At 69.1% G+C, this 16,189-nt stretch carries 14 protein-coding genes and 2 tRNA genes; 9 read left to right on the top strand and 7 right to left on the bottom strand.

Features of this window, described 5'->3' with window-relative positions; translation table 11 throughout:
• Positions 1-221: 221 nt before the first annotated feature.
• The 6 genes from gyrB to ACLQ2U_RS09725 all read left to right on the top strand — a co-directional run bounded on the left by gyrB (position 222) and on the right by ACLQ2U_RS09725 (position 6,219).
• Complete coding sequence (gene gyrB, locus ACLQ2U_RS09750) at positions 222-2,168, top strand: DNA topoisomerase (ATP-hydrolyzing) subunit B (protein ID WP_425750245.1); 1,947 nt, start codon at positions 222-224, stop codon at positions 2,166-2,168.
• A gap of 128 nt (positions 2,169-2,296) precedes the next feature.
• Positions 2,297-4,819, top strand: a complete 2,523-nt coding sequence (gene gyrA, locus ACLQ2U_RS09745) for a DNA gyrase subunit A (RefSeq protein ID WP_425750244.1) — start codon at positions 2,297-2,299, stop codon at positions 4,817-4,819.
• A 3-nt stretch (positions 4,820-4,822) separates the two neighbouring features.
• Positions 4,823-5,713, top strand: coding sequence for a DUF3566 domain-containing protein (locus tag ACLQ2U_RS09740; RefSeq protein ID WP_425750243.1), 891 nt, complete (start codon positions 4,823-4,825; stop codon positions 5,711-5,713).
• A 140-nt stretch (positions 5,714-5,853) separates the two neighbouring features.
• Positions 5,854-5,927, top strand: a tRNA-Ile gene (locus ACLQ2U_RS09735).
• A 45-nt stretch (positions 5,928-5,972) separates the two neighbouring features.
• A complete protein-coding gene (locus tag ACLQ2U_RS09730; protein WP_218105107.1) occupies positions 5,973-6,101 on the top strand; it encodes a DLW-39 family protein in 129 nt (42 codons plus the stop codon).
• A gap of 42 nt (positions 6,102-6,143) precedes the next feature.
• Positions 6,144-6,219 (top strand) — tRNA-Ala (locus ACLQ2U_RS09725).
• A gap of 273 nt (positions 6,220-6,492) precedes the next feature.
• Here the strand turns inward: ACLQ2U_RS09725 and ACLQ2U_RS09720 are convergent.
• Positions 6,493-8,703 (bottom strand): hypothetical protein, encoded by a 2,211-nt coding sequence (locus tag ACLQ2U_RS09720; protein ID WP_425750242.1) that lies wholly within the window; start codon positions 8,701-8,703, stop codon positions 6,493-6,495.
• 377 nt (positions 8,704-9,080) lie between these two features.
• On the opposite strand from ACLQ2U_RS09720, the gene ACLQ2U_RS09715 reads away from it, so the two are divergent.
• Positions 9,081-9,500, top strand: coding sequence for a DUF2267 domain-containing protein (locus ACLQ2U_RS09715; RefSeq protein ID WP_425750241.1), 420 nt, complete (start codon positions 9,081-9,083; stop codon positions 9,498-9,500).
• Between the two features lie 792 nt (positions 9,501-10,292).
• Here the strand turns inward: ACLQ2U_RS09715 and ACLQ2U_RS09710 are convergent.
• From ACLQ2U_RS09710 to ACLQ2U_RS09700, 3 genes are all read right to left on the bottom strand, one after another.
• Positions 10,293-11,375: a hypothetical protein gene (locus ACLQ2U_RS09710; RefSeq protein WP_425750240.1), complete on the bottom strand. Its 1,083-nt coding sequence runs from the start codon at positions 11,373-11,375 to the stop codon at positions 10,293-10,295.
• On the bottom strand, positions 11,372-11,938 hold the full coding sequence (locus tag ACLQ2U_RS09705; RefSeq protein ID WP_425750239.1) for an RNA polymerase sigma factor: 567 nt from the start codon (positions 11,936-11,938) through the stop codon (positions 11,372-11,374). Before ACLQ2U_RS09705 ends, ACLQ2U_RS09710 begins: the two co-directional genes overlap by 4 nt.
• Positions 11,939-12,233: 295 nt before the next feature.
• Positions 12,234-12,641: a DUF6896 domain-containing protein gene (locus ACLQ2U_RS09700; RefSeq protein WP_425750238.1), complete on the bottom strand. Its 408-nt coding sequence runs from the start codon at positions 12,639-12,641 to the stop codon at positions 12,234-12,236.
• A gap of 903 nt (positions 12,642-13,544) precedes the next feature.
• On the opposite strand from ACLQ2U_RS09700, the gene ACLQ2U_RS09695 reads away from it, so the two are divergent.
• A complete protein-coding gene (locus ACLQ2U_RS09695; RefSeq protein ID WP_425750237.1) occupies positions 13,545-14,066 on the top strand; it encodes a nucleotidyltransferase domain-containing protein in 522 nt (173 codons plus the stop codon).
• 55 nt (positions 14,067-14,121) lie between these two features.
• Here ACLQ2U_RS09695 and ACLQ2U_RS09690 read toward each other — a convergent pair whose 3' ends face one another.
• Genes ACLQ2U_RS09690 through ACLQ2U_RS09680 form a run of 3 tightly spaced genes read right to left on the bottom strand, consistent with a single transcriptional unit; the run spans position 14,122 to position 15,049 of the window.
• Positions 14,122-14,475: a hypothetical protein gene (locus tag ACLQ2U_RS09690; RefSeq protein WP_425750236.1), complete on the bottom strand. Its 354-nt coding sequence runs from the start codon at positions 14,473-14,475 to the stop codon at positions 14,122-14,124.
• 37 nt (positions 14,476-14,512) lie between these two features.
• A complete protein-coding gene (locus ACLQ2U_RS09685; protein WP_425750235.1) occupies positions 14,513-14,770 on the bottom strand; it encodes a hypothetical protein in 258 nt (85 codons plus the stop codon).
• A 51-nt stretch (positions 14,771-14,821) separates the two neighbouring features.
• Positions 14,822-15,049 carry a hypothetical protein gene (locus ACLQ2U_RS09680; protein ID WP_425750234.1) on the bottom strand — a complete coding sequence of 76 codons (228 nt, stop codon included), beginning with the start codon at positions 15,047-15,049 and terminating at the stop codon, positions 14,822-14,824.
• A gap of 135 nt (positions 15,050-15,184) precedes the next feature.
• On the opposite strand from ACLQ2U_RS09680, the gene ACLQ2U_RS09675 reads away from it, so the two are divergent.
• Complete coding sequence (locus ACLQ2U_RS09675) at positions 15,185-16,138, top strand: L-threonylcarbamoyladenylate synthase (protein ID WP_425750504.1); 954 nt, start codon at positions 15,185-15,187, stop codon at positions 16,136-16,138.
• The last annotated feature ends 51 nt before the right edge of the window (positions 16,139-16,189 follow it).

Raw genomic sequence — 16,189 nt, 5'->3', positions numbered from 1 at the left:
GAAGACTCGACACGGAGCGACGGACACGGGCCCGCAGGGCCCTTGATCATTGTCCCGCGTCGGGTGGAGCCGATCGCGATCCGCGGGCAACCGCGGCGACCGGCGCATGCGATCCGTGACCGGGACTCCCGGGGCCGGTCCGTGGGCGCCGACGTCGCGTCCTGTCCGCCGAACCCGCGCCCCCGCGCCCTGGCGCGGACGGCGCGAGAAAGTGGCCGAGGGTGGCAGCGCAGGACAAGCAGGAGTACGGCGCCGAGTCGATCACCGTCCTCGAGGGGCTCGAGGCGGTCCGCAAGCGGCCCGGTATGTACATCGGGTCGACGGGTGAACGCGGTCTGCACCACCTCGTGTGGGAGGTCGTGGACAACGCCGTGGACGAGGCGCTGGCCGGCTACTGCGACACCATCGACGTGGTGCTGCTGAAAGACGGCGGGGTCGAGGTCACCGACAACGGCCGTGGCTTCCCGGTCGACCTGCACCCGAAGCTGAAGAAGCCGGGTGTCGAGGTTGCGCTCACCGTGCTGCACGCGGGCGGCAAGTTCGACGGCAAGGCGTACGCGGTCTCCGGCGGTCTGCACGGTGTCGGCGTCTCCGTGGTGAACGCCCTCTCCACCCGGATGGCCGTGGAGATCCACAAGTCCGGCTTCGTCTGGCGGCAGCAGTATCACAACTCGAAGCCCTCCCCACTGGAGAAGGGTGAGACGACCGACCGCAGCGGTTCGGCCGTCACCTTCTGGCCGGACCCGGACGTCTTCGAGACGGTCGACTTCGACTTCCAGACCATCTACCGGCGCCTCCAGGAGATGGCCTTCCTCAACCGCGGCCTCACCATCCACCTGCTCGACGAGCGGGTCGCGGAGGAGGAGGACGGCCGGCAGCGTGAAGTCACCTTCTGCTACCAGGGCGGCATCGCCGACTTCGTCCGGCACCTCAACGCCTCGAAGAACCCGATCCACAAGACGGTGGTCGAGTTCGGCGCCGAGGAGGAGGGCATGTCGGTCGAGATCGCCATGCAGTGGAACGAGTCGTACGGCGAGTCGGTCTACACCTTCGCCAACACCATCAACACCCACGAGGGCGGCACCCACGAGGAGGGCTTCCGGTCCGCGCTGACCAGCGTCGTGAACCGGTACGGCACCGACAAGAAGCTGCTCAAGGGTGACGAGAAGCTCTCCGGCGAGGACATCCGCGAAGGGCTCGCGGCGATCATCTCGGTCAAGCTGGCCAACCCGCAGTTCGAGGGCCAGACCAAGACCAAGCTCGGCAACACCCCGGTGAAGAGCTTCGTGCAGCGGGTCTGCAACGAGTGGCTGGTCGACTGGTTCGACCGCAACCCGGCCGAGGCCAAGATGATCATCACCAAGGCGTCCCAGGCCGCCCGGGCCCGGATCGCGGCGCAGCAGGCGCGGAAGCTGGCCCGGCGCAAGTCGCTGCTGGAGTCCGGCTCGATGCCCGGCAAGCTGGCCGACTGCCAGTCCACCGACCCGCGCGAGTCCGAGGTCTTCATCGTCGAGGGCGACTCGGCCGGTGGCTCGGCGAAGCAGGGGCGCGACCCGCGTACCCAGGCGATCCTGCCGATCCGCGGCAAGATCCTCAACGTGGAGAAGGCCCGGATCGACCGGGTGCTGAAGAACAACGAGGTCCAGGCGCTGATCACCGCGCTGGGCACCGGCATCCACGACGACTTCGACATGGAGAAGCTGCGCTACCACAAGGTGGTGCTGATGGCCGACGCCGACGTGGACGGCCAGCACATCCAGACGCTGCTGCTCACCCTGCTGTTCCGCTTCATGCGCCCGCTGGTCGAGTTGGGGCACGTCTACCTGGCCGCCCCGCCGCTCTACAAGATCAAGTGGAACAAGAAGGGCGACGACGCCCAGTACGCGTACTCGGACCGGGAGCGGGACGGGCTGATCCGGCTGCGCCAGCAGAAGAAGCCCAACGCCCGGCCGGACGACATCCAGCGGTTCAAGGGTCTCGGCGAGATGAACTATCCCGAGCTCTGGGAAACCACCATGAACCCGGCGACGCGTACGCTGCGCCAGGTCACGCTCGACGACGCCGCGACCGCCGACGAGCTGTTCAGCGTGCTGATGGGTGAGGACGTCGAGGCCCGCCGTTCGTTCATCCAGCGCAACGCCAAGGACGTGCGGTTCCTCGACATCTGACGGACCTCGCCGGGCCGGTCGGAGCTCACCGACCGGCCCCCGGTCCACAGGGTTATCCACAACTTGGCCGGTTTCCACAGCCGTTATCCACAGCACGAACACGACTCTGAGTCTGATAAGGGTTAACAGTGACCGATACTCCCGAGTCCACCCCGAACGAGCCGGAGACCCCGGAGACCCCGCTCGCGGCCGTCGTGCAGCACGACCGGATCGAGCCGGTCGGCCTCGAGGTCGAGATGCAGCGCTCGTACCTCGACTACGCGATGAGCGTGATCGTCGGGCGGGCCCTGCCGGACGTCCGGGACGGGCTCAAGCCGGTCCACCGCAAGATCCTGTACGCCATGTTCGACTCCGGCTACCGGCCGGACCGCGGCTACGTGAAGTGCTCGCGGGTCGTCGGCGACGTGATGGGTCAGTTCCACCCGCACGGCGACTCGGCGATCTACGACGCGCTGGTCCGGATGGCGCAGCCCTGGTCGCTGCGCTACCCGCTGGTCGACGGCAACGGCAACTTCGGCTCCCCGGGCAACGACCCGGCCGCCGCCATGCGGTACACCGAGTGCAAGCTCGACCCGCTCGCCATGGAGATGCTGCGGGACATCGACGAGGACACCGTCGACCTGCAGGACAACTACGACGGCCGGGCCAAGGAGCCCACCATCCTGCCGTCCCGGATCCCCAACCTGCTGGTGAACGGCTCCGAGGGCATCGCGGTCGGCATGGCCACCAAGATCCCGCCGCACAACCTGCGGGAGATCGGCGCGGCGGTGCAGTGGTGCCTGGACCACCCGGAAGAGGACGAGGCCACCACCCTCGACGCGCTGCTGGAGATCGTCAAGGGCCCGGACTTCCCCACCCACGGCCTGATCGTCGGCACCACGGCGATCCAGGACGCGTACCGCACCGGTCGTGGCTCGATCCGGATGCGGGCCGTGGTCGAGGTCGAGGAGGACAAGCGGGGTCGCCCCTGCCTGGTGGTCAGCGAGCTGCCCTACCAGGTCAACCCGGACAACCTGGCCGAGCGGATCGCCGAGCTGATCAAGGAGGGCAAGCTCGCCGGCATCGCCGACATCCGGGACGAGTCCTCCGGGCGTACCGGCATGCGGATCGTGCTCGTGCTCAAGCGGGACGCGGTCGCCAAGGTGGTGCTGAACAACCTCTACAAGCACACCCAGCTCCAGGAAACCTTCGGCGCCAACATGCTGGCGCTGGTCGACGGGGTGCCGCGCACGCTCAACCTGGCCCAGTTCCTCCGCTACTACGTCGAGCACCAGATCGACGTGATCCGCCGGCGGACCGCGTACCGGCTCCGCAAGGCGGAGGAGCGGGCGCACATCCTGCGCGGTCTGTCCAAGGCGCTGGACGCCCTGGACGAGGTGATCGCCCTGATCCGGCGCTCGCCCACCGTCGACGACGCCCGACAGGGCCTGATCCGGCTGCTGGAGATCGACGAGATCCAGGCAACCGCGATCCTCGACATGCAGCTGCGCCGGCTGGCCGCCCTGGAGCGGCAGCGGATCCTGGACGACCTGGCCAAGCTCGAGATCGAGATCGCCGACCTCAAGGACATCCTCGCCAAGCCGGAGCGGCAGCGGAAGATCGTCTCCGAGGAGCTCGGCGAGATCGTCGCGAAGTGGGGCGACGAGCGGCGGACGAAGATCATCCCGTTCGAGGGTGAGGTCTCGATGGAGGACCTGATCGCCCGCGAGGACGTGGTCGTCACCATCACCCGCACCGGGTACGCCAAGCGCACCAAGGTCGACCTCTACCGCTCCCAGCGGCGCGGCGGCAAGGGCGTCAGCGGCGCCACCCTGCGGCAGGACGACATCGTCAGCCATTTCTTCGTATGCTCCACCCACGACTGGATCCTGTTCCTCACGAACAAGGGCCGCGTCTACCGGGCCAAGGCGTACGAGCTGCCGGAAGCCAGTAGGGTGGCCAAGGGCCAGCACGTGGCCAATCTGCTCGCCTTCCAACCGGACGAGCAGATCGCGCAGATCATCGAAATCCCGAACTACCAGGTGGCTCCCTACCTGGTACTGGCCACGAAGAACGGCCTGGTGAAGAAGACGCGGCTCGAGGAGTTCGACTCCCCCCGTTCCGGCGGCATCATCGCGATCAACCTGCGCGATGAGGACGAGCTGGTCGGTGCTGCCCTCGTCGCGCCCTCCGACGACCTGCTGATGGTCTCCAAGAAGGCGCAGGCGATCCGGTTCAACGCCAGCGACGAGGCGTTGCGGCCGATGGGCCGGGCGACCACGGGCGTGATCGGCATGCGCTTCACCGACGACGACGTCCTGCTGGCCATGGAGGTGGTTCGCGAGGGCATGGACGTTCTGGTGGCCACAAACGGGGGATATGCGAAACGCACCCCGATCGAGGAATACCCGGTCCAGGGCCGGGGAGGTAAGGGCGTGCTGACTGCGAAGATCACCGAGCGACGCGGTGGTCTGGTCGGCGCGGTCGTGATCGACCCGGATGACGAGTTGTTCGCCATTACCAGCAACGGCGGCGTCATCCGGACTCCGGTGAAGCCTGTACGCCGTACGCGTGACCGGAACACAATGGGGGTCAAGCTGATGGACCTCCCGGACGGCGTGACTATCGTGGCGATTGCTCGCAATGCCGACGAGCCTGACGAACAGGACTAGTTGATGACGGAGACACAGGCGAAGTCGGGGAACATGGGGACCTCGGCCACCCCGGTCGACGAGGAGGCCGCCAAGAGCGGCACAACCGCGGCCGGTCGCGCTGCCGTGGGTCGGGCGACCGTCCCCGCCGACGCGCCTGCCCCGAAGTTCACCCGGGCCCCCGGCATGGCACCGCCGCCGGAGAAGCCCGGCGACGACTCGGGGACGAGCGAGCAGACCCAGACACCGGGTGTCGACGCGCCCAACTCCGCCCCCGCGCCGGTGACCAGCCCGGCGAGGTCGAGCAACACCACCCAGCCGATCAGGGCGGGGGCCGCCACCTCCGCGTCCGGCACCGGCACCCAGCCGAGGGTGGGCGGCGGGGCCAGGCCGTCGCCGGACGGAGGCCGTCCGGCCGGCGCGGGTCGGCCCGCCAACGGCGGGGGCCTGCCGCCGGGCATCGGCGGCGCGGCCGCCGTCGGGGCCGCGCGGGTGGGTGACGCGGTACGTGCCGCCCGTACCTCGGTCAGCTCGGCCGCCTCCCGCGGACCGCGCCGGGCCCGGCTGAACCTCAAGCGGATCGACCCGTGGTCCGTGATGAAGTTCGCGTTCTCCGTGTCGGTGGTGCTCTTCATCGTGGTGGTCGTCGCCACCTCGGTGCTCTACCTGGCCCTGGACGCCATGGGCGTGTTCCAGAGCGTCAACGACAGCCTGACCGACCTGGTCAGTGCCGGCGGAGGGCAGAGCGCCAGCGGCTTCCAGATCACCGCCAAGGGCGTGATCCTCAGCTCGGCGCTGATCGGCCTGGTCAACGTCGTCCTGTTCACCGCGCTCGCCACGCTCGGCGCGTTCGTCTACAACGTCTGCGCCGACCTGGTCGGCGGGATCGAGCTGACGCTCGCCGAGCGCGACTGACCCGACCCACCGCCGGGGCACCGCGAAGGCGGTCGCCCCGGCGGTGGGAGGCCGGGTACGGTCGGGCTGGCGCGGGCGCGCCGGCCCACCCCGATTTGGGAGCGGACGGCGCGATGGGTTAACCTTGCTCGTCGCCACGCGGGGCTATAGCTCAGTCGGTTAGAGCGCAGAGCTGATAACTCTGAGGTCGCTGGTTCGATTCCAGCTAGCCCCACCGCACACCGTTCCGACGGCACAGTCGAGCGCGAGGGGTCGCCCCATGTTCAAGAAGCTTCTTTTCCTGGTCGGCGTCGTCGGCGTGGCCGCCGTGGTGGCCAAGAAGGTCAAGGCTTCCAACGACGAGCGCGCCCTCTGGCACGAGGCGACCACCGCCCCCGACCTGCGCTGACCCGCTCGTCACTGCCAGCACCAGGCGGCTCCACCCGCCCTCGGGGCCCTAGCTCAACTGGCAGAGCACTGCCTTTGCAAGGCAGGGGTTAGGGGTTCAAGTCCCCTGGGCTCCACCATTTACGCTCCTCAACTGCGGTTTCTCATTTTGCCTGATCGACTAGTACAACCCCCTCGGTCGGCATCCCACTTCGGCGCACGAGAGAAGCCCCGGAGCACCTGAGCCAGCTTCACCCAGTCGCAAGGGTTGTCCGGAATGACCTTGTCGGTCACCGCAGCATTCAGCAACGTGTCCAAGAACTCGAAGTAAAGCTTGAGCGACGTGCGCGGCGTTGCCCGTGAGGCTCACCTATGTTCGGCAGATGCCGAGTCGGGACTGGCGGTCCGAGGGGTCATTTCCTTGGCCGGTTCGATTTGGCCTCGCAAGCCTGTGCGGCAAGTTCTTGGACAGCTGTCTGATATGCCGGCTGCGTGTAGTACGGCCAGTGCCGCTCGATGGGTGGTGGCACGGTGTCGGTTGGGTCGATGATCAGGCTGCGAGGGTCACGGAGCCTGATGTCGACCGACTCGGCAGCCGGGCTGTTGCAGGGTGGCTGTTCGCCCGGATGCGGCGCGAACACAGGCCCGCCGACCGGGTCGGTCTCTCGCCACAGGTTCCGCCACCGCCAGTCGAGCCGCTCACCCAGCTCGCACGGTATTCCTCCTCCCAGGTAGGTCGGATAGAGGTGGGCGTAGATGCGGTGCAGCGGGGAGCCGTGAGTGAGCAGTGAGACTCGGCGCAGGATCGTCGGCGGCAGTTGCAGGATCGTGGCGGCGGCGAGGACCGAGCCGTGACTGTGCCCGGAGATGATCACGCTGCCTTGTGCAGCGAGGGCGGACACGCGCTTGACGAGTTCGGGCACGGCTCGGGCGGCGTAGCAGGGGGGCGCGAACGGATGAACCGTCCGGGGCCAGAAGTCGCCCAGGTCCCAAAGGATCGCCACGATGCGCCGGGTCTCGGTTGACCGGTAGGAGCGGTAGCCGAGAATCATCAGGGCGATCACGAGTAGGCTGATCAGCCAGACTCCCGCATCCGTGGCGTAGGTGGTAAGCAGCGTCGCTTGTCGGCGCTGCTTACTGAGCTCAGCCGCAAGCTGGATGGGACCGATCCCGATCAGGTCGAGGGAGATGATGGCCAGGCCCAGCGAGGAGATCAGGAAGGACGCCGTTAGCACCGGCCCTATTTCCTCGGTCACACGGGATCTCGCGATGGCCTCCCGGACGTTCATGAGCCGGGGCATCGCCTGTGTCGGCACGTCCGGGTAGTCCTGCTCGATGATGCGTTCGGCCAGCCGGCGTCGCCGCCGTCGGCCTATGACGAGCATGCCGCAGGCCGCCACGGCGATGATCATCAGTGCGGCGAGCCCGGCGAGTGCGGCCCACCAGTAGGCAACCGGTGGTTCCAGGAGAGCGACGCTGGGTGGACCTGGGTGGGTCGGACCGGGAATGGACCCGCGGTCGAGTTGATCGGCGACCCGGAAGACCAGGGTGGCGGCGAAGGCCGCAGCGACGGTCGCCGACGCCGCCGCCACGATCGGCGTTCCGAGCCCGCGCAGGAGAGGGCGGGTCCCGGGCACGGTCACCCGCGCGTGCACCATGGTGACCATCGCTAGCAGGACGAGCAGGACACCCTGTCCCGCGATCAGGCCGCCGGCGGTGCCTTCGTACCCAGGCAGCTGTCCGGCCACGGCGGGATTGCCCGCGAACAGGGCGGCGTAGCCGAGGGCCAGGACGGTCACCGCGACCGTGGCCGCCCACAGGGGGCGCAGAACGCGACGAATCCCCGCGCGGGTCGTCGGCACGGGCAGGCACACCAGCACCGCACAGAACCCCAGCAGGCCGATGGCGGCGACGAACAGCAACCAACCTACGGAAGCCTCCCCGTGGGAGATCCCGGCGAGCAGGCTGGCATCGAGCGTGCCGGCGCCGATCCCCACGTGGATCCGGCGCAGCCAGGCGGTTGTACGCTCGTCGTCCCAGAACCCCCGGGTGCTGAGGCTCTCGGTCATCTCGGAGGTGTCCGGACGCGGTGGGGGCGGTCCGAAACCCTCCAACGCCCGCGCGGGCCGCGCGCCGATCCACCAGATCACGCGCAGCGCGAGCAGCGGGACGAGCGACAGCAGGGCCAGACGGGGCCCCATCGGCAGCGCACCAAGCCAGGACAGGTAGGGACGGCCGCCCCGGCACTGGTCGTACGGCACGCACTGCCAGCCGACGAGGTCCAGCGTGATGCCGATGACCGAGAGCACGAAGGCGGCGGTGAGGGTGCCGGCGAGCAGTCGGCACAGCGCACCGAGCAGACCGAACCGGTCGGTCGACGTCGGGCGCAACCAGATCGCGAGGTTACCCAGCATGAACGGCAACAACAGCAGCGTCGAGGCGGTCCGCACCGCCGCGCCGGCGGTCAGGGCACCCCAGCGGTACGCCTCCACGGCAACACCGTCAGTGGAACCGCCGGCCGCGCCGAGTCCCGGCCGCGGTCGGTAGAAACCGGCGTGAGTATCCCCGGCGACACGCACCACGATCGGGTGGTCGAGAATCTTCTCCGCCGTCCCCCCGGACACCCCGTGCACCCTCAACTCGACGACGCCACATGCAGGTCCTGTACTCACGCGGATAGGGTCACAGACAAGCAGCGGGCTGGCAGCCGATACCGCACAAACAGTGAAACGCCCCTGTAGGCCGGACTGTGGAGCATCTCCCGTGACAGGACACGCGCCTAACGGCATTGCGTTGCCCGCCGCCCCGAAAGGGGATGAAGCCGCGCAGGCCACCGGGGGCGCCAAGTTCTGGGCCGGGGTATGTGCCGAGCCGCGTCTGGCCGCACGTCCCGTACGGCCGAAGGGTCGTCTCGTCGAGGAGCCGTCCGTCCGGTCGAGGAGGCCGTTTCACCGTGAGGGGCGCGGGTAGACGGTGGCCTCGTCGGAGAGGAGGCTTCGAGGTGAACTACGCCGAATTCATAGAGGCCGTGGCAAGGCGCGCCGGGATGCCGTCGGAGAAGGCCGAAGCAGTCAGCCGCGCGACATTGGAAACGTTGACCGACCGGGTCACCGCCGGTCAGGCGAGCAACATCGCCGGGCAGCTTCCGAGAGAGCTACGGCAGCATCTGCACAAGACCACCACCGCTATCGGGTCGCAGAACGCCGAGCCGTTCGAGCTGGACCAGTTTGTCGAGCGGGTGGCAAGACGCGCCGGGGTCGACGTGGCGATGGCCGACGCAGGTATGCGGGCCGCGCTCAGCACCATCGGTGAGGCCGTGAGCAAGGACGAGTTGGAGGACCTGGTTTCGCAGCTCCCGAAGGAGTTCTGGGAGATCATCCAGGCCGGCGCGGGGGTCGAGGTCAGGCCGCGCGGCGCATAGCGGAGGGATCGCAGGCTCCGAGCAGCAGCAACGGGTCGACACGGCGCTCCCGCACCCCCCTTTCTGGGGGCTGCCCTCTGAAGTGCCTGGGAGCCGGTCAACGTTGGCAGCAGCGGTGACGGGGCCAGACTGCGGGAGGCTCAGGCGCCGGAAGGCGTGCGGTAGAAGACCCGGGGACGAGCATGAGCAACCGGGCGGCAGCTGGTAAGCGAGAGCCCGGTCGGATCTGAGGCATCGGGAAGGCAGCAAATACCTCGATCGAGGTCGCTTCGACCCGGCAACAGGTGACAGGTGGCAGGTGCATACCCGCACCGCTCGGCACTGACCGACTCAGGTGGATGGCCCGAAGCGGCGTCTGACGGATGACCTAGGTCTTTGGCCGAGACATCACCGTCGATGATCGTGCCTTCGCCAGGCGAGACACCCGCTCATGCCGAGATCCGGTCGTTCGGGAGCAGGCGTCAGTACCTTCGGGAATGCCGCTCCACGATGCAGTAGCCAACGATGGGTTCCAGCGTAGGACCCGACGGTTGACGTGGAGACCGGACGCTGCGGCCTGCGGGTCGTTGCGGCGGCTGGTGGACCAGCCACGCCGACAGCGGATCGCCCGGCCCTGAGGTTCGTCTCGGTGCAGGGAGGCGTCGAACGCCCGGGGTTCATTCAGCGAAAGGTGACCCGGTTGCTGATGCAGGCGTCGAGCACCGACCAGACCACCTCACCATCGCGGCGCTACTCGGCGTTGATGAGGTGGGCGTCATGGTCGGCCTCGCCGTCCTGCTGGTCCAAAGGCAGCTAGTCGCAGCCCAACCCTGGGGCGTAGTCGGCCGGCGGGTGCCCAGCGGCGACCTTGTCTGCGATCTCCCAGAACACCTTCGGCCAGTCACCTTCGTCGTTCATCTGGTGCAGCACCCGCCACTTGTGGCTGCTGCGCAACGCGTCGCTGGCCCGCTGGAGTGCGGCGTCGTCGCCGGCCCGCTTCGCGCGTAGCCATTCGGCGATCCATGCGCAGCCGACACGGGAAGTTACCTCGGCGCCGAACTGGTAGGAATCGTTGGTGCCGACGTCATCCAGCGCAGCGGCGTCGAAGCTCGGCGGAAGCGGCACGTCGGCGAGCACCTTGGCCGCCGCCTCGTCGACCCGCGCCGGCGTGACGATTTCCGCCGGAAGCGCGGCCAGCCATGTGCGCACGTCGACGCGAACGACGTGGGCGAGAACCCGGTCGAACTCGTCGCGGGTCCAGCCGCCTCCGGCACGGAGTTCGACGAAGACACCGTCGCGAGGGCGAAGCATGACCGCGAAGTCGTCTGCGCTGTAGCGGAACAGATCACCCGGCCAGCTGTCGACCTTCACCGGTTCCGGGGCGCTGACGTTGAGCCGGTCGGCGTGGTAGCCGTCGTACTGGCCAGCCGGGTACCAGTTCATCTCCAACCGCCGCCCGCCGTTGCTGAACGCGATGGTGCCCTGCTGCTTGGCGAACCCGTAGACGGTGGTCACCTTCCAACCGGACTGGTCGATCAGCAGCCGCGGGTTCTCCTCGGCGGCCTTCATGGCCACCGGCGAGTAGACGATGGGGGTACCTGCACTGGCGGTACCTGTGGGAGCGGCCTCGCGGTCATCCGGATGCTCGCGAAGCATGGTGGATACGGCGAGGACGCCGGTGAGAACCGCGGCCGCGGTCAGCGCGCCGGCGAAGCGGCGAACCATGCCGCGGCCCGCCTGGGGGCGCGGTTGCGGTGGTTCAACGACGCGATCGAGCGTCGGCTCGGACATGATCTCCTCCAGGAGGGTCTGCTTCGCCCCGTCGAGGTGCCCGATGACATCGGGTCGGTAGGGGTCGGCGTCTCGAACCATCCGGTCGAGGTGCTCCTCGGTCATCTGCCCTCCTTCGGGGTGCGTGCGGTCAGGACATCGAGTACATGTCCGGGTGGGCCGAGGTCGTCACCGACGAGATCGCGCAGCCTGGCTCGCGCGCGCGACAGGCGGGTACGGACCGCGGCCGGGCTCACCTGAAGGACCGCGGCCGCCTCGCGCGGCTCCAAGCCCTCCCAGATGGTGAGCATCAGCACCTCCCGGTCCACCTCGCCCAGACGGGCCAGCGCGGCCTGAACGGCGAGCCGTTCGGGCACCTCACTGCCCGGGTCGGCGGCGAATGCGCCGGTGATCCGTTGCCGTAGCCGCTCACCCAGCCGCTGCCGGCGTATGCCGCCGCGGTGGTGGTTGGCGAGCACGCGTCGGGCGACGCCGTACAGCCACAGCCGGGCTTCGGCGTCGGCCGGCATGTCGTGTCTGCGGCGCCAGGCGACAAGGAAGGTCTCAGCGACGGCGTCGGCCGCGTCCTCGGGGTGCTCAACGCGCCGCAGGGCGTACGCCAGCAGAGGCTCGAAGTTGCCAGCGTAGACGCGTCGAAAGCGGTCCTCGTGCTCAGTCCCGGAGCTCACGTTCGCCCCATGTCCGGTCGGGCGCCAATCGTGACAGGCCGGGTCCAGGAATGTCCGGCCTTCGGTTTGATGGCGCCGATCACCATGGGCCACCGCAGGGACCGACTTCGCCCGCCTAACTGGTCGCCAACGAACCGGCGCGAAATGGCGGCGAGCCAGCCACGTGCCAGTAGCCGGTGTCCCGAACGGACACGAGCGGGCATGAGCGGTGACCGCTCCCCTGCCACGAGCAGGCGTCTCGGGCATCTCGGGGCGGTGATCCTCGTCCTTCCAAACTGAGGATTCGTCGGCAAGATCAGAGCGCGTACCAGCGGTGAACCCGCACCTCGCGCAGCTCAGCCCAACCAGCGAGGCGGGAGCAGGCAGCGTGCAGTTCATCAACCGACAGGCTCTCGCCTTCACGTCCCTCAAGGAAGGCATGGACCCGCCAGCCGTCGAAGGCTTCCACGCCGTCGACCAGGTCGACATCAACCTCTGTGCCCTGCTCGTCCGTCATTCGACAACCGGCGCCATGGACTGAGTAGGCGATGCCCGTGCTTGATCGTCCCTCCCGAGGCAGTACTCGAGTTGACCTCACCGCCGTCAGTAGGTCGGACAAGCCGGTCAGCTCCGGATAGGCCGCGAAGAGGCGGTGGCGGATCCGCTTAAGGGCTACGACGTAAGACCTCACGGCATCCACCGCCAACTGTTCACGCTGGTCCACGTGATCACTATGCGGTGCCGCCGAGGCGATGAGTACAGCAATCCGTACAGCCAAGCCGGACGATCCCCCAACCGATAGGGACGGACACAAGGCAACGAGCCGAGCAGGTCAGCCGCAGTAGCCGACGCCAGCCGACACTAGTCTTGATCTTTGCAAAGCAGGGCTCGATCTGGCTTCATGGAAGAGGCGCGACCCAGACGGGGAATGGCGGCGGTAGCTCGTCTTCAGCGGTGGGCGAAGCCGCGGTGGGCCCAACGGTCGCTAGCTCTGCCCATGGGACGACCCCCGGGTTCGAGTCAGCGGCGACCAGGGCGACGACTTCGGCGGCATCGGTACTCGAGCGATATGGTGCCCCAAACGGAAGTTGGTCGGAGGGTGCCGACGTCAACGAGCACCGAAGTTGGCCGGCCTGCTCGTCGTACCAGGCGTAGAAGGCGCCCGGACCGGCCCACCGTTGCCTGAGTTCGCGGTGAACTAGCTGAAGCGCTGCGACCACGGCCGGCACGTCGACCGGTCCGTCGGGCACCCCGTAGCACCAGGTGTTCACGCGACACTCGCGGTCAGGGTCGTCGGGCAGCAACATCACCTCGCCGTCGTCCAAGTACGAGCGCACCAGGGTCGCAAGGTCACTGTCGCTCACGGCCGACTCCCAACAGAGATCAACTAGTACAACGCCAGTACAGATGATCGCCGCAAGAGCTGTGAAACGTAGCGAGGGGTTGAGCGCCGTGACAGAGGTCAGGAGCTGTGATCGGTCCGTTTGCGCATGGTCTGCTGGCCGCAGGCGGCTTAGGGGTTCAGGTCCCCTGGGCTCCACCAGCTGAACACCCGGCCGATCCCGGTCCCGGTGCTCGCTTCGGCAGACGCCCAGCAGTACCCGTGCACCAGGGAAGGGCGGGAAGTGTGGGCCGGTACGTCATGGCGGCCGAGGACGTGACCACACTGCTCGACGGCCTCAACGAGCACCAGGTGGAAGCCTGCGTCGGCGGCGGCTGGGGCGTGGACGCGCTGCTCGGGGAGCAGACGCGCGAGCACAGCGACCTCGACCTGTGGTTACCGGCCGCGCACCTCGAGCGGCTCTTCCTCGCGTTCGCCGCACGGGGTCTCGACCGGATCCATCCCTGGCCGGGTGACAGACCGTGGAACTTCGTCCTCCACGACGGTGTCCGACTGCGGGTGGACCTGCACCTCTACGAGGTGCTCCCGGACGGGTCGATCCACTACGGCTCCGCGGTCGACGGCGTCTCGTTCCCCGCCGAGGCACTCGCCGGTCGGGGCACCATCGCGGGCAGGGCGGTGCGCTGCGATGCCCCGGAATGGGCGGTTCGCTGGCACACGGGTTATCCGCCCCGACCGGTCGACCGGCACGACGTGCCTCTCCTCTGCGAACGGTTCGAGGTTGACCTGCCGGAGGGCTTCGCCTGACCGGGCGACGGTCCCGACCGTCTCGGAAGTGGCTTCCATGGTCGGAGTCCGAGGTTCAGCTGACGTACCAGTCGAAGAGTTCCCAGCCGGCGGGCGTCACCATCACCAGCAGCATCAGGCCGCTCAACACCGAGGCGACCAGAAGGCCGGTCCACCGCGGCCGATCCCGCCGGAGTTCGGGAGAGGTCAGCCCGGGCAGCGCCAGCATCAGGCACAGCAGGGCCGGGACGAAGCCGATCCCGACCGCGATCACCGCGGGCCAGGCCCAGCCGGGTGGCGACTGCTCGGGGAAGTACTCGGCCTCGGTGGTCAGGTACGCGACCGCGGCGTAGCCGTACATCGCGACGACCAGCAGCTGGACGGCCGACAGGATCCACGTGCCGCGCCCGGTCCCGATCTTGCGTCGCATCGACGCAGGATAGTCGTTGCGGCGGGCCCACGGGGGGTCACGCCGACGCGGCCGCCTGGCACGGATCGCACTGGTGGATCGGCCCCCACTGCTCGTCCAGGAGATCGTCGAAGAAGTCGGTCACCGGACGTGCCACGACGACCTCCGCCACGCACAGGGCGGCGCCCTCGTCCTCGGTGACGGCGTGCCCGACCACCTCCCGCGGCGGCCGGGAGTGGTCCCGCCGTACCGCCTCGACCTGCTGCCAGTCGACCGGCGACAAGGCCAGACGGGTACGGATTCGACGGCGTCGCATGGTGTGACGGTAGACGTACAACGACGGGCAGGGGAGCCCGCAGGGCGGGGGTCAGTAGTGGTGGCAGGCGGCGTACAGCACGTCCGCCACGAGCGGCCAGGTCGGCCGGCCCGGCGCCGCCCCACCGGCCCGACGCTGGAGCCGGCCACGGTCGCGCAACTGGGTGGCGCAGGCGGCCAGGAACTGGTCCAGCTCCGGGTTGACCACCGCGTCCGGGGCGCGGGCCACGTCGTCCAGGCTCTCCACGCGCTTGCGGGACGGGCTGTCGTCGGCGGTCACCTGCTCCTCCTGGCTGGTGGGGGACGTCCGGACCAACGACGGTCCGGTGCTACCGCAACGTTCCGCGCGGCCGGTCCGGAGCCGTCGGCCCCGGCAGGCTAGCGTCGAGGCGTGAGCACCGGAACTCCCCGCGTCCTGCCTGCCGACAGCGGCATCGCCGAGGCCGCCGCCGTCCTGCGCGCCGGCGGGCTGGTGGCGTTCCCCACCGAGACCGTCTACGGGCTGGGCGCGAACGCCCTGGACGCACGGGCCGCCGCCCGGATCTTCGAGGCCAAGGCCCGGCCCAGCTTCGACCCGCTGATCAGCCACCTCGCCGACGCCGCCGACCTGGAGAAGCTCGTCGGTCCGGTGCCGCCGGCGGTGGCCGCGCTGGCCGAGCGGTTCTGGCCCGGCCCGCTCACACTGATCGTGGACCGGCCCGCCGAGATCCCGCCGATCGTCACCTCCGGGCTGGACACCATGGCGGTGCGGGTGCCGGACGAGCCGTCCGCGCGGGCGCTGATCCGGGCCGCCGGGGTGCCGGTGGCCGCCCCCAGCGCCAACCGGTTCGGTCAGCTCAGCCCCACCCGGGCCGAGCACGTGGTGAAGGGGCTCGGTGCGGCCGTCGACGTGGTGCTGGACGGCGGGCCGACCCGGTGCGGGATCGAGTCGACCATCGTGGACGCCCGGAGCGGGCAGCCGGTGGTGCTCCGGCTCGGTGCGCTGGCCTTGGAGGACCTGGTCGAGGCGGTCGGGCCGGTGAGCGTACGGCCGGGTAGTTCCGGGCAGCCGGTCGCGCCGGGGACGTTGGCCGCGCACTACGCGCCGCGTACCCCGCTGCGAGTGGTGGCCGGCGCGGAGCCGGCGCCCGGCGACGGCGGCCGGCGCGGCTTTCTGGCCTTCCGGGAAGGACCGGCGGACGGGTACGCGGCGGTGGAGGTGCTCTCGCCGACCGGCGACGTGACCGAGGCCGCCGCCCGGCTCTTCGACGCCCTGCACCGGCTCGACGCGGCCGGGGTGACCGAGATCGTCGCCGAGGCGGTTCCGGACGTGGGGGTGGGACGGGCGATCAACGACCGGCTGCGACGGGCCGCCGCCACCTGGCACTGACGCCGCATCAGAGCCCGGCATCCCTGTGGTCGTGAGCGGCCGGACGGGCGG

The sequence above is a fragment of the Micromonospora sp. DT47 genome, assembly GCF_049844475.1.
Classification (GTDB): domain Bacteria; phylum Actinomycetota; class Actinomycetes; order Mycobacteriales; family Micromonosporaceae; genus Micromonospora.
Note: the sequence above shows the minus strand (reverse complement) of the source record. Positions and strands in the feature narration are given on the sequence as shown.